16 protein-coding genes and 1 riboswitch are annotated in these 14,248 nt (G+C 35.8%); of the genes, 7 read left to right on the top strand and 9 right to left on the bottom strand.

What is annotated here, in order from left to right; genetic code table 11:
• Nucleotides 1-34: 34 nt before the first annotated feature.
• The 5 genes from AC1Q8M_RS02925 to phaR all read right to left on the bottom strand — a co-directional run bounded on the left by AC1Q8M_RS02925 (nucleotide 35) and on the right by phaR (nucleotide 5,241).
• Entirely contained in the window at nucleotides 35-1,384 is a 1,350-nt protein-coding gene (locus tag AC1Q8M_RS02925; protein WP_001204706.1) for a TrkH family potassium uptake protein, read from the bottom strand.
• 23 nt (nucleotides 1,385-1,407) lie between these two features.
• A complete protein-coding gene (locus AC1Q8M_RS02920; protein WP_000772526.1) occupies nucleotides 1,408-2,601 on the bottom strand; it encodes an NAD(P)/FAD-dependent oxidoreductase in 1,194 nt (397 codons plus the stop codon).
• A 94-nt stretch (nucleotides 2,602-2,695) separates the two neighbouring features.
• A complete protein-coding gene (phaC, locus tag AC1Q8M_RS02915) occupies nucleotides 2,696-3,781 on the bottom strand; it encodes a class III poly(R)-hydroxyalkanoic acid synthase subunit PhaC (protein WP_000206336.1) in 1,086 nt (361 codons plus the stop codon).
• Between the two features lie 83 nt (nucleotides 3,782-3,864).
• Entirely contained in the window at nucleotides 3,865-4,608 is a 744-nt protein-coding gene (locus tag AC1Q8M_RS02910; protein ID WP_000250407.1) for an acetoacetyl-CoA reductase, read from the bottom strand.
• Nucleotides 4,609-4,758: 150 nt separating this feature from the next.
• Complete coding sequence (phaR, locus tag AC1Q8M_RS02905; protein ID WP_000566941.1) at nucleotides 4,759-5,241, bottom strand: polyhydroxyalkanoic acid synthase subunit PhaR; 483 nt, start codon at nucleotides 5,239-5,241, stop codon at nucleotides 4,759-4,761.
• 198 nt (nucleotides 5,242-5,439) lie between these two features.
• On the opposite strand from phaR, the gene phaQ reads away from it, so the two are divergent.
• The 7 genes from phaQ (at nucleotide 5,440) to AC1Q8M_RS02870 (ending at nucleotide 10,915) form a co-directional block, all read left to right on the top strand.
• Complete coding sequence (gene phaQ / locus AC1Q8M_RS02900) at nucleotides 5,440-5,892, top strand: poly-beta-hydroxybutyrate-responsive repressor (protein ID WP_000939954.1); 453 nt, start codon at nucleotides 5,440-5,442, stop codon at nucleotides 5,890-5,892.
• 42 nt (nucleotides 5,893-5,934) lie between these two features.
• A complete protein-coding gene (gene phaP, locus AC1Q8M_RS02895; RefSeq protein WP_000448592.1) occupies nucleotides 5,935-6,459 on the top strand; it encodes a polyhydroxyalkanoic acid inclusion protein PhaP in 525 nt (174 codons plus the stop codon).
• Between the two features lie 101 nt (nucleotides 6,460-6,560).
• On the top strand, nucleotides 6,561-7,004 hold the full coding sequence (locus AC1Q8M_RS02890; RefSeq protein ID WP_001067916.1) for a MaoC family dehydratase: 444 nt from the start codon (nucleotides 6,561-6,563) through the stop codon (nucleotides 7,002-7,004).
• Nucleotides 7,005-7,152: 148 nt separating this feature from the next.
• Complete coding sequence (locus tag AC1Q8M_RS02885; protein ID WP_000241212.1) at nucleotides 7,153-7,338, top strand: alpha/beta-type small acid-soluble spore protein; 186 nt, start codon at nucleotides 7,153-7,155, stop codon at nucleotides 7,336-7,338.
• A gap of 114 nt (nucleotides 7,339-7,452) precedes the next feature.
• Nucleotides 7,453-8,772: a TrkH family potassium uptake protein gene (locus AC1Q8M_RS02880; RefSeq protein ID WP_000822356.1), complete on the top strand. Its 1,320-nt coding sequence runs from the start codon at nucleotides 7,453-7,455 to the stop codon at nucleotides 8,770-8,772.
• 38 nt (nucleotides 8,773-8,810) lie between these two features.
• Nucleotides 8,811-8,976, top strand: a riboswitch (yybP-ykoY riboswitch).
• A 90-nt stretch (nucleotides 8,977-9,066) separates the two neighbouring features.
• Nucleotides 9,067-9,861, top strand: coding sequence for a TerC family protein (locus AC1Q8M_RS02875; RefSeq protein WP_000383326.1), 795 nt, complete (start codon nucleotides 9,067-9,069; stop codon nucleotides 9,859-9,861).
• Nucleotides 9,862-10,063: 202 nt separating this feature from the next.
• Nucleotides 10,064-10,915 (top strand): formate/nitrite transporter family protein, encoded by an 852-nt coding sequence (locus AC1Q8M_RS02870; RefSeq protein ID WP_000893034.1) that lies wholly within the window; start codon nucleotides 10,064-10,066, stop codon nucleotides 10,913-10,915.
• Between the two features lie 27 nt (nucleotides 10,916-10,942).
• Here AC1Q8M_RS02870 and AC1Q8M_RS02865 read toward each other — a convergent pair whose 3' ends face one another.
• The 4 genes from AC1Q8M_RS02865 to AC1Q8M_RS02850 form a co-directional block, all read right to left on the bottom strand.
• Nucleotides 10,943-11,254: a cyclic-phosphate processing receiver domain-containing protein gene (locus AC1Q8M_RS02865; protein ID WP_001103762.1), complete on the bottom strand. Its 312-nt coding sequence runs from the start codon at nucleotides 11,252-11,254 to the stop codon at nucleotides 10,943-10,945.
• Between the two features lie 14 nt (nucleotides 11,255-11,268).
• Nucleotides 11,269-11,991 carry a prepilin peptidase gene (locus AC1Q8M_RS02860; RefSeq protein ID WP_000495719.1) on the bottom strand — a complete coding sequence of 241 codons (723 nt, stop codon included), beginning with the start codon at nucleotides 11,989-11,991 and terminating at the stop codon, nucleotides 11,269-11,271.
• A 112-nt stretch (nucleotides 11,992-12,103) separates the two neighbouring features.
• Nucleotides 12,104-12,814: a LutC/YkgG family protein gene (locus AC1Q8M_RS02855; protein ID WP_000147180.1), complete on the bottom strand. Its 711-nt coding sequence runs from the start codon at nucleotides 12,812-12,814 to the stop codon at nucleotides 12,104-12,106.
• On the bottom strand, nucleotides 12,814-14,235 hold the full coding sequence (locus tag AC1Q8M_RS02850; protein WP_098855607.1) for a LutB/LldF family L-lactate oxidation iron-sulfur protein: 1,422 nt from the start codon (nucleotides 14,233-14,235) through the stop codon (nucleotides 12,814-12,816). Before AC1Q8M_RS02850 ends, AC1Q8M_RS02855 begins: the two co-directional genes overlap by 1 nt.
• Between the last annotated feature and the right edge of the window lie 13 nt (nucleotides 14,236-14,248).

Genomic DNA, 14,248 nt, shown 5'->3' with positions numbered 1-14,248 from the left:
CCATTCTACCTAACGTAGGTAGAATGGTTTCATACTATCCAATAATAATCCGCTCTTTCGGGTATTTATAGCGAGGTGGTTGTTCCCTTCCACCACTAGCTAAAATAAATGTTAAAATACCAACGCGTCCGATAAACATAAGCACAATGAGTACAAGTTTCCCAACAGTTGTTAAATCAGGCGTAACACCTGTTGATAGTCCCGTCGTTCCGAAAGCAGAACAAACTTCAACAATTAAGCTCATAAGCGGTACATTTTCCGTAATAGATAAAATGAATAGCGCAGTAGCACATAACAAAATCCCCATCGTCATAACGACAGATGCTTTTAGTACATCCTCTTCATGTAGCTGACGTTTGAAGACTCTAACTGTTCTACCGCCCCTTGCAAAGGTGTATAGTGACAATATACTAACAGCAAATGTAGTTGTACGTATTCCGCCCCCAACCGAACTTGGAGATGCCCCTATAAACATTAATATACTCATAAATAAAAGCGTCGGTTGTGACAATTCACGTATATCCATCGTAGCAAGTCCACCACTTCGCGTCGTCACAGATTGGAATAATGTATAAAATACCGTTTCATGCCATGACTTTCCTACTAAAAAGTGATTTCTCTCCAGTAAAAAAATCATAATTGTACCAACAACAACGAGTGCAAAAAATGTTGTTGTCGTCAATTTTGTAAATAATGAAAAACGAAATAATTGTTGTCCTCTTTTACTAAGGAATTGCTTCACTTCCATTAGCACAGGGAAACCAATCGCCCCTAAAATAATTAGTAACATATGAATCATTTGAACAATATAATCTTTTTTATACGGAATTAACGATTGTCCTGTTAAATCAAATCCACCGTTCGTAGTCGCACTAACTGCTGCAAAGAAACCGTGAAAATAAGCTTCTTGCCAAGTCGGAAAGTAAAGTAAAAATCTTGTACCTAATAGGATTGCTCCAATAAGTTCTATCGAAATAATTACAATTAAAATAGAACGCATCAATTCTACAAGACCCGATAAATTTCCTTGATTATGGTCTGCCATAATTAATCTTCTTCTTTGCAAACCAATCTTTTTCCCCGTAATGATCCAAACAAATGTACCAAGCGCCATAATTCCTAAGCCGCCTAATTGTAAAATAAGGGCTAAAACAATAATTCCTGCTGTAGTAAACGTATCTGAAATCGTAATAACAGACAGCCCCGTAACACTTACCGCACTAACCGATGTAAAAAGGGCATCTATAAATGTCCATTTCACACCAGGTTTCGTAACAAACGGTAAACTAAGCAAGATTACCGATACAACTACTGCTAATAAATAAAATAAAACAATGAGTTGTACTGGACGTAATTTTTGTAAAAACTTTTTTATATCTCTCATTCCATCACTTCGCTACCTTTTTTCTATCGATTAAATAAAGAAAAATCTTCCCTTTCTTTATTTGTAAATAACTGTTCAAATAATTTGGCAAAGACCATTCCATATACAGTTCCATTACCTCCATACGGCAATGCGTAAAACAAATTATGTATCTTTTCGTCTTCTTTTAAAATGGGGAGACCATCATGAGTACCACCAAATGCGGCTGCCCAATAGTAGTCTGCCTGTATATTTTTATACTGCGGGAACATCTCTTTTACAATATTAATAAGGATATCACGCTTATGCAATAATTTCGTATCACCGATTGTTTGAATTTGCATCGCTTCATCTAATCCGCCTACAATAATGCGGTTTCGATACGTTCGAAAATATAAGTAAGGCCGTTCCGTTTCCCAAATTAACGATCGCTCATGCCAGCCTTCAAACTGATCTATTTCATTTGTTACAATTGCATAAGAAGTTTCTACTGTTGTATTTTTTTCTTTCTTTCCAAAAAGCGCTTCATAACCTGTCGCCATAATAATATTCTTTGCTACAATTTGATTTCCTGTTTTCGTGTAACAAATTAAATCATTTTGGCGTTTTTTTATATGTATTGCCTCTGTATGTTCATATATATTAGCTCCTATTTGGTTTGCTTTATGCAAAAAACTATGCGCTAATAAATACGGATTCACCTCAGCATCACCTTGCGTATATAACGCTGCTTGTTTTGCAAAAGAATAACGTTTCTTAATATCAGCTTCTGTAAAATATTCAACTGGAAATCCATAATTCTGTAACGTATTATATTCCTCTTGTAAAAATGAGACATCCTCACTTTTACTTGCATAATATAAACTATTTCGCGGAATAAAATGGGGATCAATATCAAGAGTCGGTATAACCTCTTCCATTGTTCTTAGCGCTTCATAACAAAGCTTATATGCTCGTACCCCTTTTTCTTTACCAAATGTATGGATAAGGGAGGTTAACGATTTATCATGAAGGAATTGTAGTAAACCTGTATTAGCAGCTGTGCTACCACACCCAATTGCTCTTTTTTCAATAAGCGTAACACTCATGCCAATTTTCGCTAACGAATGCGCTATATGAGCACCAGCTTCGCCGCTTCCGACTACGAGCACATCACATATCATATCATTTTCTAACAGTGGATAACAAGGTACAGAAACTCCTGTATTCCAAAACAACTTACCATTCATAAGTTTCATAATTATACTCCTAAAATATAAGTTTCTCCTTTCTATGTTTTGTTATTTTCCATAAAAAAATCCAACTAACATAGGCTAGTTGGATTTTTTATTTTTAATTAGAACGCTCTTCAAGCCAATTTCCAATCGTCGGATATGTTTGTTTTACAGCTGTTCCACCGTAAACGATAGACATATGCCCTGTCGGTAAACATACATATTGTTTATCTGTGCTAGAAATATGGTCTAGTAATGCTTCTACTTGACATGGCAAAGCAATATGATCACGTTTCCCGGAAATATTTAAGACATTCGCCTTAATATTTGCAAGGTCTACCTTTTGTCCGCGAATAACGAGTTCACCCTTAACCAGTTTATTATTTTGATAAAAATCACGAATCCACTGTCTGTATGATTCACCTGGGAACGGAATACCATCACCAACCCACTTTTGAACCAATCTCCAGCTTTCGACGAAGCGCTCATTCTCTGAACGATCTACTAAAGCAACATATGGACCGACAAAGTTCGTAATTGGTTTTAACATTTTGTTTCCGAAATCAATCATTTCTGGCGGAATATTTCCAAATGTATCAACCGCTTTATCTAAATTGAAGTATTTCTCATCTAACAAAGGACCATACAATCCTGTTTCAGAGAAATCAAAAGGACTTGTCATGAAAATTAAATTACGAATTGGCATGTGCGGATGAAGTGCTGCATAAATAGAAGTTAGCGTTCCACCCATGCAATAACCAAGTAAAGAAATCTCGTCCGATTTTGCAGTTCGCATTACTTTTTTTACTGCTTTTGCAATATAATCAAACACGAAATCATCAAATTTCAAATGACTATCTTCTAAACCAAATGTGCCCCAATCAAGCATATACACATCAAAACCACGATCCACTAGATATTCCACTAAACTATTTCCAGGAGTTAAATCCATAATATATGGTTTATTGATAAGAGCATATATTAACAGAATTGGAACTCTTTGTGTTTTTTCTTGTTTTGGAATGTAGCGATAAAGCTTCGTCTTATTCTTCGTCCAAATAACCTCTTTCGGCGTTAATCCTACTTGCGGCTCTGGTTCACGTAATAAAATTTCACTCGCCCTTTTCACTCGGCGGTATGCTTTTCGGTACTCTTCTGGGTATAGCTCTAATTGCTTTTCCCATTCTGTTGCGAATGTAGTCATTTTTTTATCTCCTTTTTGGTCGATTTCCTTCTTAAAAAAAGAAGTGCATTCCTGCTATGGATATGCACTTTTTTCTTACTTCATTACATATATAATCCGCCGTTAATGTTTAATTGCTGACCTGTGATATACGCACCGTCACGGCATAGGTATACTACACCTTTTGCAATTTCATCAGCTTGACCAAAACGTTTTTTCGGGATTTTTGCAACGATTTTTTGACGTACTTCTTCTGGCACTTCTGCTACCATTTCAGTATCAATAAATCCTGGGCAAATTGCATTTACAGTGACATTTGTTTTTGCAAGTTCTAACGCTAATGATTTTGTAAATCCTAACATACCCGCTTTTGCTGCTGAGTAGTTTGTTTGGCCAAATCCACCTGCTTGACCAATAATAGAAGAAATGCTAATAATTCTTCCTTCTTCCGCTTCCGTTATGTATGGAAGAACCGCGCTTGTCGTATTAAATACGCTACTTAAATTCACGTCAATTACGCGCTCCCAATCTTCACGATTTAACTTTTTGAATGTACGATCTCTTGTAATACCAGCATTATTAACAAGAATATCAACTTTACCAAAATGATTCACAGCTTCTTCTACAAGTCGATTTGCATCTTCTACTTTAGAAACATCCGCTTGCACTGCATAAACGTCATGTCCGTCTTTTCCTAGTTCATTTACTAAGTTTTCAGCTGCTTCTTTACTGCTATTATAGTTAATAACAACTTTAGCGCCCTCTTGTGCTAACGCTACTGTAATTGCTTTTCCAATCCCTTTTGCTCCACCTGTTACGATTGCTACTTTTCCATTTAATTGAACCATTTCTTTTCCCCCTTAAATGAATTTGTGAACGATTGTTATGAATCATTTTGGTACTCATACTGTAGAGTCCCTATATAATTATGTTTCGCCGTTTACATGTGAAAAGAGATTCTCCCTCTCTCTTTTGCCTGTTATAAACAAGCGCTTTTATCATTTTTTATTTTCCGGCTTATTCGCAGGCTTTATCTCTTCTTTTACAGGTACTTGTAGTTTAGCTAGTACTGCATTTTGCTTTTCTAGCAATTCTAAAATTTGATCTACTTTTGTTTCAAGCGTACGAATATCTTGTTTCACTTTTGTCACATCACGCTTTAATGTAGGAGCTTGTCCTAAAGAATCTACTTTCTCCTCTAGAAACTCCTCAATGTTATCTACTTTATTTTCTAAGTTAATAACAAGCGTAGCCACTCTTGCGATATCCTCTTTCGTCGGCACATTTACTTGTTCTAAATAGTTTTTTGTCGTATCATTTAATGCTTTTTGATAAAACAAATTCAAATCTAGAACGCTGCCCATCCAAGCAGAATATTCTTCTGTTTTAATTGTTTCATTGAGCGCTTTTCCCCAAAATGTTTCGGTTTGTTCATAAGCATTTTTCCATGCTTGTAGTGGATCGAATTTTTGATCAATCACTTTACCTACACTCCCTTTTTCTTTTTTGAAACAATTCAACCTATTCACTATTTTCTAATATTCCGAATAAAACTTCAAGTCTATATTTTATTTTTTTCTATTTTCTAACAAATGTGTTGACTTTAAAAACAGATAGGTGTAAATTGCACTTATAAGCAAAAAATTCCATCTAACTGATTCATGAGGTGATGCACAATCATGCTACAAAATGAACCAGAACAACGCGAAAGTTTGGAGAACAACCAAGCGAAACAACCAAACTCCATGCCAAAAAACTTCTTAGTTCCCTTCTTACTTCTCTGTCTAAAAGACTGGAGTCTTCATGGTTACAAACTTATTCAAATGCTAATGGATATCGGCTTTTCTTCTGTTGACCAAGGTAATGTTTATAGAACACTACGCAAATTAGAAAAAGAAAACCTTATTTCTTCTACTTGGGATACAAGCGATGGAGGGCCGGCAAAAAGAATTTATTCTTTAACTGAATATGGAGAGCAATATTTAACAACATGTGCGACTTCTTTTGAACATTATCAAAATATGTTGCGGACGTTTTTCACGTTATACACCAATGCATTCTTTCCATTTTCTACTTCTCCAGAAAAGGATGAAAAGGATTCTTCATCTTCACCTGGTGGTACAGCAGAGTAATCTGCGTTCACAATATGTAAAAAAACATTTGGGGGTCAAACAATGGAAACTAAACCATACGAATTAGTCGATGCATTTTGGAAAAACTGGTCTCAATCACTTTCCCTTTTTTCTTCAGCTGGGAAACAATTAGAGCAACTTACTTTAGAAACATTAAAACAACAACAAGACGCTTTGCATAAATTAACATCAGGAGTAGATGAACTAGAAAAAGAACTACAACAAATCACTGCTCAGTTCAATAACCAATATACAGATTACGTGAAACAATTAACTGGTAACTCCTTAAATGATCAAATTAACGAGTGGCAAGACAAGTGGAAAGAACTTTCTGCTCATATGCAGCAGCTTACTGTTTCTCCTACAAAAACATCTTTGTCAATTCTTACACAAACAAGCGGTCAATTTGAAGAAACAACAAAACAATTTATTGAGCAACAACAATTACAACGTGAAGAGGCTCAAAAACAGTTAGAGGGTTTTTTGGAAGAGTTCAAGTCAAAACAGTTGGAACTCGCAAAAAAGTTCGAGGAAAACTCAAAAAATCTATTTACTTCCATCAAGTAAGAAAAATGTGGGAGCTAACTGCAGCACAAACAAAACTCTTTCTTCCTCCTACTACATCAAGATGGCTAACATTTTTCGATATGGAAAAGAAGGAGGACAAAATGAATCCATTTCAAGAAGCACAAACTGTTCCGGAGCTTCGTTATGATGAGATTCAAGTCGGTGATCAAGCATCCCTTACAAAAACAATTACAGATGAAGATGTTATCAATTTTGCAAAATTGACTGGAGATGTGAATCCTATTCACATTTTAGATTCTTTTGCAAAAACGACAATGTTTAAAGAACGTATTGCTCACGGTATGCTCGTTTCGAGTTTTATTTCTACCATCCTTGGAACGAAACTCCCAGGCAAAAATACGATTTATTTATCCCAAAATGTTTCATTCCGTGCCCCTGTCAAAATCGGTGATACACTTCGCGTTGTGGCAGAGGTTATTAAGAAGCGTGACGATAAAAAAATCATTACGTTGCAAACAAACATATATAATCAATCAGATGATATTGTCGTGGAAGGAACAGCGACAATACTAAAAAAAGAGTAGCAAAGTTGCTACTCTTTTTTTCTATCCAAGAACTTCTAATCGCACCGATTACTTCCGCGTATGAGTATGTCATTTCCACATAAAATAACGTTACCAGTTTAGATAAGAACTTAGCTGAACTGGACTACTCATAAGGATGTGTATCAACATGGTAAAAACAAACAAATTATTAGTTCCAGGTGCAGAACAAGCGCTTGAACAATTTAAATATGAAATTGCACAAGAATTTGGTGTAAGCTTAGGTTCTAATACAGCATCTCGTTCTAACGGTTCAGTTGGCGGTGAAGTAACAAAACGTCTTGTTGCTTTAGCTCAACAACAATTACGTGGATAATTATATAACATATGGCTTAGAGGCAGATATTATCTGCCTCTTTCTATTTTCAACATACATAATAGTGCTTTTTCACATACTAATCAAAGCAAAACGAAAGGAGCAATATGTGACATGAAACGGATTAATATTAGCATGAGCCCTCCCCGCGTTCTTACTTTATCTTTTATTGTATTATCAGTTGTCGGCACATGCTTATTAAAACTGCCAATTGCTACGACAACGTCCATTTCATGGCTCGATGCCTTATTTACAACCGTTTCCGCTTGTACTGTTACTGGGCTTGGTGTTGTGGATACTGGAAAAGTGTTTACTTTATTTGGACAATGTGTCATTTTAACGCTTATACAAGTTGGCGGGCTTGGCATTATGAGCTTTGCGGTCTTAATTGCTATTATGCTCGGAAGAAAAATCGGTCTTCAAAACCGTATTTTATTACAACAAGCATTAAATCAAACGAATATCGGCGGCGTTATCCGTCTTGCCAAAGCATTATTTTTATTCTCTTTTACAGTCGAATGTATCGCTACTTTAATTCTTTCTTTTGAATGGGTACCCAAATATGGGGTTGCCAAAGGGATCTATTATAGTTTTTTCCATTCAATCTCAGCCTTTAACAATGCTGGTTTTTCTGTGTGGAGCGATAATTTAATGTCCCATTCTCATAGCATTCTTGTCAATTTCGTCATTTCCTCTCTAATCATCTTAGGTGGAATTGGTTTTACAGTAATTGTAGACATAAAAAGAAAGAAAAACTTTAAAAACCTTACACTACATTCAAAACTTATGCTCACTTCTACTCTAATCGTCAACATTATTGCTACCCTTTTTATTTTTATATTCGAGTTCCATAACTCCCTTTCTATGAGAGGTTTTACCCCATTTGAAGAAGGAATGGCCTCTTATTTTCAAGCAATTTCAACACGAACTGCCGGGTTTAATACTGTTGATATTTCTACATTGTCAAAACCTTCCCTCCTATTAATGATGCTCCTTATGTTTATTGGTGCTGGTAGTGCTTCAACGGGTGGTGGGATTAAGTTAACAACATTTTTAATCATATTTTTTGGCGTATTTAAATTTTTACAAGAACAAGAGGATATTGTCGTATTTAAAAAATCCATTAAAGATACTCTCATTGTCAAATCATTAACCATTACTATTATTTCCATTTCATTTATCTTTTTTGCTATTTTAATTTTGAGTATTACTGAGCGAGTTCCTCTATTGATGAGTGCTTTCGAAGTATTTTCAGCATTCGGGACTGTTGGCCTCAGTATGAACTTAACACCCCACTTAACTATAATCGGAAAAGCTATTATTATCTTTATGATGTTTTTTGGCAAAATGGGGCCTTTAACATTGGCTTTTTCATTTGCTCGTAAAAAGAACCGGAAAATAAAATATCCTAATGAAGATATTTTAACAGGTTGACAACCGTATCAATTATCCATATAATGAGAATACAATAACATATCTCCAAAGGGGAGTAGCGTCCAAGAATATTTCTTGGAAACAAAGTCGTCATTACGTAGAACTTAGTTCTTCCGGCTTTGTTGGCATTTTTATTACATATGTCTAGCAAGACCTTTGCCTATTAACGGCAGAGGTCTTTTTTGTATTCATTTCCAAATTCTTCCAAAGTTAATAGGCAGGAGTATGGGGAAACTAAATAGTGGGGAAATTCTTCACTTATTTAGAACTTATAGAGATGAGAGGAGAATGTACATGGATGTATCATTATTATTGGAGTATGGTTGGGTATTACTCATCCTAATTGCACTTGAAGGGATTTTAGCGGCTGATAACGCTCTTGTTCTTGCAATTATGGTAAAACATTTACCAGAAGAAAAACGAAAGAAAGCACTATTTTACGGATTAGCGGGGGCATTTGTTTTCCGATTTGGATCGTTATTTATGATTTCGTTCTTAGTCGATGTATGGCAAGTGCAAGCAATCGGTGCCATCTACCTTATGTTTATCGCTGGTAATCACTTATTTAAAACATATGTTAAAAAGAATACAGATGAAGAAACAGAAGAAAAAGAAGCAAAGAAAAAACAAGAGAACTTCTGGTGGACTGTATTTAAAGTTGAAGTTGCTGATATCGCCTTCGCAGTTGATTCAATTTTAGCTGCGGTTGCACTAGCAATGACTTTACCAAAAACAGGATTAGGTACAATTGGTAGTCTAGATACTGGGCAATTCGTTGTTATCTTTGTAGGTGGACTTATCGGATTAATCATTATGCGATTTGCAGCAACTGCATTCGTACAAATCTTAAAACGTAAACCAGGACTTGAAACTGCAGCATTCTTAATTGTAGGTTGGGTTGGTGTGAAGCTAGCAGTTTATACATTAGCACACCCTGCATTAAATGTAATTCCACATTCATTCCCAGAATCCACTCCGTGGAAGCTTACATTCTGGATTGTATTAGTCGGAATCGCAGTTGGTGGTTGGTTCTTCTCAAAAGAAGTAGAAGTAAAAGTAGAAAAGAATTTAGACGAAAAAGCGCTGTAATTACAGCGCTTTTTCTTTTTCCTTTCTTCCTCTCAATGTCCAGAAAAAATTCCATTATACTACCCTTTGTAAACGTTTTCTTAACGTATGTATGTCCTTTTTGTGAAACATTGCACAAACTTATTGAAAGTGAGAACAATTCCATGTACTTTATTCATATAAGGAGTATTTATAGAAGATTTACTAAAGGAGCGTATTACTCATGCTAGAACAAGGACTAGATTATGTTGTCAAACTGGCTAAAAGCAAAAAGAAAATGCTAGATACAAACCCAATGCAATATTTCATTCGTGCTGCACTTGCGGGTATTTATATCGGTTTTATTATTGTACTATGTTTTAAATTAGGTAACTTTTTTCACATTGCAGATTCACCAGCAACTTATTTAGCTGCTTCTATGTTTTTCGGGATTGCTCTCGTACTTATTATATATGGCGGTGCTGAATTGTTTACTGGAAACACAATGTACTTTACTGTAGCAACTTTAAGAAAAGAAACAACGATTTCTGATACACTTCGTAACTGGGTTGCTTGTTATGCAGGTAACTTAGCCGGCGCGTTATTCTTTGCCTTACTATTTTACGCAACTGGAATTTTTGAAGCAATTGATCACGGTCACCTAATGAATAAAGTCGTTGAAGGAAAGATGAACACACCTACAATGCAGTTATTCTTTAAAGCCATTTTATGTAACTGGCTCGTATGTCTTGCTTGCTTCTTACCATCTCAGGTTAAAGGCGACACGGCAAAAATAATGGTCATGATGCTACTTGTTTTCACATTCTTCTTATCTGGTTACGAACATAGTATTGCAAACTTGTCACTCTTTGCTTTATCTTTAGTTTCACCACATCCTGAGACAATTTCTTTTTCAGGTGCTATTCATAACTTAATTCCTGTTACAATCGGTAACATTATTGGCGGATCAGTATTTGTCGGTATGGTATACCACTACTTAACAAAAAAAACACCTGAAGTTCAACAGGAAGAAACTGAAATCGCAGCAGCTCAACAAGAAGAGATTATTCCTTTACAAGCACATATGAAACATTAAAAACTCCAAAGTTTTACTTTGGAGTTTTTAGCTTCCCACGTATTTAACAACAAGGTGAGGATTAATTTCTCCTTCTTCCTTTCCCTTATCCATTCTCTGTTTCATCTTGTGCATACCGATGACATCATTCGTATGAAGGTGAATTTCATTTACATATAACCCCTCTGTACAAAAAGCTTCTACAAAATCCAGTCCATTTTTTGCTCCCCACCCCATATTAAAATCAAGGGAAAGAATATTCACATCATAATCCCGAACCATTTGCAAAGCACATTCTACTGTAGTTGCGGGCACATACCCGAACGGGCAACTTCTTTGATCATCCATATATACGTTCATTTTCTATTCCCTCTCTAATTTGAATATGCGGCCAATACATAACATATTGCCCCAAGACTAATAAAAGGACCAAATGGAATTGGTTTTCGTACTTCTATACGTTTTAATACGATACCCACCCCAAAGAAACAAAGACTGAAACAAGATGCTAAAAATAAAATGATAAAAACGCCTTTCACTCCTACTATAAACCCAAGTAACGAAAGTAGTTTTATATCACCTCCGCCAAGCCCTTCTGGATATATCTTTTGCATGCAATATAACAAAATGAATATAACACCACTACCAACTATACTATCTGTCCAAGTAACTAATTGTACAAAAACACTTTCAAGAATGAGTAAAACGGCAAACGAAATTAAAATACAATCAGGAATTAACATATATAAGTAATCTGTAACTGAAATAATAAGAAGTAGCGAAAAAAGGGATAAAATGATAATAAGCTCTCGTTCTATTCCAATCATATACACGGTAAGAAGAAATATACTTCCTGTTATACATTCAAATGCTACATACATAATTGGAATTTTCCTCTTACAATTCGTACAACAGCCTCTTTGTATATAAAATGAAATGATGGGGATTAGTTCTTTTGGCCTTAGCACATATTTGCAATAATAACAATGTGAACGCGGGGTAATAATAGACGCACCTAATGGAACCCTCATCGCAACTAGCATAAAAAAAGAACCAAACACCATCCCTGCTAACAGTGCATATAAATAAGTGAACATCCCTTCCTCTCCTTTCCCAAAAAACATAGCAAAAAAAGGAGAGAACTTCTACTTCATATTATCCTTTATTCTACTAAAAAGCAGGCCATTTTCTGGCCTGCTTTCCCCTCTTTTATACGATGAAATATACTGCTTTTAATGGTCCATGTACTCCGACAACAAGATTCATCTCAATGTCAGCCGAGTTACTTGGCCCTGTAATAAAGTTAATACAAGATGCCGCTGTCTCCCCATTTTCTACGCGTAAGTTCATATCCTGAACTGCTTGTGTAATACGAGGCACAAGTGTTTCACGTGGAATAATAGCAAAATATACAGTCGGTAAAAAGTGTAAAGAACGTCCTTGCCCTTTATGACTTTGTACAACAATTGTACCAGATTCAGCTAATGTATAATCACTAAATGCAATACCAATATTCGCTTTTTCAGCTAAACACATATTTTCGTCTTTTCTCTCTGGATCCCATACGTTTACTTCAACGTCTCGCTTTGGAAGTTCTTCTTTAAATAAAGATGTTAAACCATATGCATCAAAACGATCATCTGCTGATAATAAAATAGGTCCACCGCCGTTTTCCATGATTACTTTTTGAAGGTCTTCACCTAATCGGTCATTTGTCGTTTCTACTACAGTTGTATGAATGTTTGTACATTGCTTTTTAAACACTTCTAGTAATTCTTCTTGTGAACAATCTTTTAACGTTTCTATATTCACATTACTTTTCCATACTGGTCGCTCTACATCTTCTGTTTTACGCGCGCGCCCAAGTTCTTTTGCAATGTTATCTAGAAAGGCATCACGGTTTTGAATTAATCCTGTCATTATTTATCCCCGCCTTTCTTATGATCTTTATACCAATCACGGAATCGCTCTTTACTTGGAGCTGGGAATTCCCGAATATCCGTCCAGTTTTTAAGTGGTCCAACACCTTTTGATACACGATTACCAGATGTAAATGGACTCATTGCCGCTGGTGCCATTTTTGACCCCATTTTATATAAAGCAGCTGAAGAAGCACCCATACTAAACATTTTCATCGCTAGTTTTTCTGCAAGTGGTGCACGACCTTCTTGCTCAACAATAACTTGACGATGTTTTAATAATAAATCATGCAATGGAATTTTTACTGGACAAGCTTCTGTACATGCTCCGCATAAACTAGATGCATAAGGAAGCTCTTTGTAATCATCATATCCACCTAGAAGCGGTGTTAATACCGCACCGATTGGTCCTGAGTAAATCGATCCATATGAATGTCCACCAACGTGACGATATACAGGACATACATTAACACAAGCAGCGCAACGAATACATTGTAATACTGAACGGAATTCAGATCCCAGAATTTGAGAGCGACCATTATCAACAACAACTAAATGGAATTCTTCAGGTCCATCAACTTCCTCTTCTTGAATTGGTCCTGCTACCGTTACATAACTTGTTAATTTTTGACCTACTGCACTACGACATAGTAAACCAACTAAAACATCTAATTCTTCCATTGTCGGAACCATCCGTTCCATACCCATTACCGCAATTTGTGTTTTCGGAATTGACATAACAAGATCTGCATTACCTTCATTCGTTACTAGACAAAGAGAGCCAGTATTTGCAACAGCAAAATTACAACCAGTTACACCAATTTCTGCATCCATAAATTTCTCACGAAGTTGTTTACGAACAAACTTTGTCATTTCATACGGTTCATCAGAATTTTCATAGCCTAGCTTTTCTTTAAATACATCGCGAATTTGCGTTCTATTTTTATGAAGTGCAGGTGCAATAATATGTGAAGGTGGATCGTTATCTACTTGCAAGATATACTCTCCTAAGTCACTCTCTAACACTTCACAGCCAATCTCTTCAAGCGCATGATTCATACTGATTTCTTCTGTTACCATCGACTTTGATTTTACTACTTTTTTCGCTTGTTTCTTTTTGGCAACGTCTTGAATATACTTTGCTGCTTCCTCTTTCGTCTTCGCAAAGTACACGTGTCCGCCTCTTTTTGATACATTTTCACTTAACTGCATTAAATAATAATCAAGATTTTCTAACGTATGTTGACGAATTTGTTCACCTAGTTCTCGCCACTCTTCCCAGTTTCCTAATTCATCTGCGGCTTTTAAGCGATTCGTATATAAACGCGTTTGTGCAGAAGAAACTGCTCCGCGCATAAACGAATCTTGAATTCCATCACCAACGCGATCATTAAATTTTTTCTCACTGATTTTCATAGACATAGCTTATGTTCCC

The sequence above is a fragment of the Bacillus sp. GW823-FHT06A10 genome, assembly GCF_058795375.1.
Note: the sequence above shows the minus strand (reverse complement) of the source record. Positions and strands in the feature narration are given on the sequence as shown.

Coding starts and splice junctions, on each gene's coding strand:
- AC1Q8M_RS02925 (WP_001204706.1), bottom strand. CDS start 1,384: ATGAGAGATATAAAAAAGTTTTTACAAAAATTACGTCCAGTACAACTC.
- AC1Q8M_RS02920 (WP_000772526.1), bottom strand. CDS start 2,601: ATGAAACTTATGAATGGTAAGTTGTTTTGGAATACAGGAGTTTCTGTA.
- phaC (WP_000206336.1), bottom strand. CDS start 3,781: ATGACTACATTCGCAACAGAATGGGAAAAGCAATTAGAGCTATACCCA.
- AC1Q8M_RS02910 (WP_000250407.1), bottom strand. CDS start 4,608: ATGGTTCAATTAAATGGAAAAGTAGCAATCGTAACAGGTGGAGCAAAA.
- phaQ (WP_000939954.1), top strand. CDS start 5,440: ATGCTACAAAATGAACCAGAACAACGCGAAAGTTTGGAGAACAACCAA.
- phaP (WP_000448592.1), top strand. CDS start 5,935: ATGGAAACTAAACCATACGAATTAGTCGATGCATTTTGGAAAAACTGG.
- AC1Q8M_RS02890 (WP_001067916.1), top strand. CDS start 6,561: ATGAATCCATTTCAAGAAGCACAAACTGTTCCGGAGCTTCGTTATGAT.
- AC1Q8M_RS02885 (WP_000241212.1), top strand. CDS start 7,153: ATGGTAAAAACAAACAAATTATTAGTTCCAGGTGCAGAACAAGCGCTT.
- AC1Q8M_RS02880 (WP_000822356.1), top strand. CDS start 7,453: ATGAAACGGATTAATATTAGCATGAGCCCTCCCCGCGTTCTTACTTTA.
- AC1Q8M_RS02875 (WP_000383326.1), top strand. CDS start 9,067: ATGGATGTATCATTATTATTGGAGTATGGTTGGGTATTACTCATCCTA.
- AC1Q8M_RS02870 (WP_000893034.1), top strand. CDS start 10,064: ATGCTAGAACAAGGACTAGATTATGTTGTCAAACTGGCTAAAAGCAAA.
- AC1Q8M_RS02865 (WP_001103762.1), bottom strand. CDS start 11,254: ATGAACGTATATATGGATGATCAAAGAAGTTGCCCGTTCGGGTATGTG.
- AC1Q8M_RS02860 (WP_000495719.1), bottom strand. CDS start 11,991: ATGTTCACTTATTTATATGCACTGTTAGCAGGGATGGTGTTTGGTTCT.
- AC1Q8M_RS02855 (WP_000147180.1), bottom strand. CDS start 12,814: ATGACAGGATTAATTCAAAACCGTGATGCCTTTCTAGATAACATTGCA.
- AC1Q8M_RS02850 (WP_098855607.1), bottom strand. CDS start 14,235: ATGTCTATGAAAATCAGTGAGAAAAAATTTAATGATCGCGTTGGTGAT.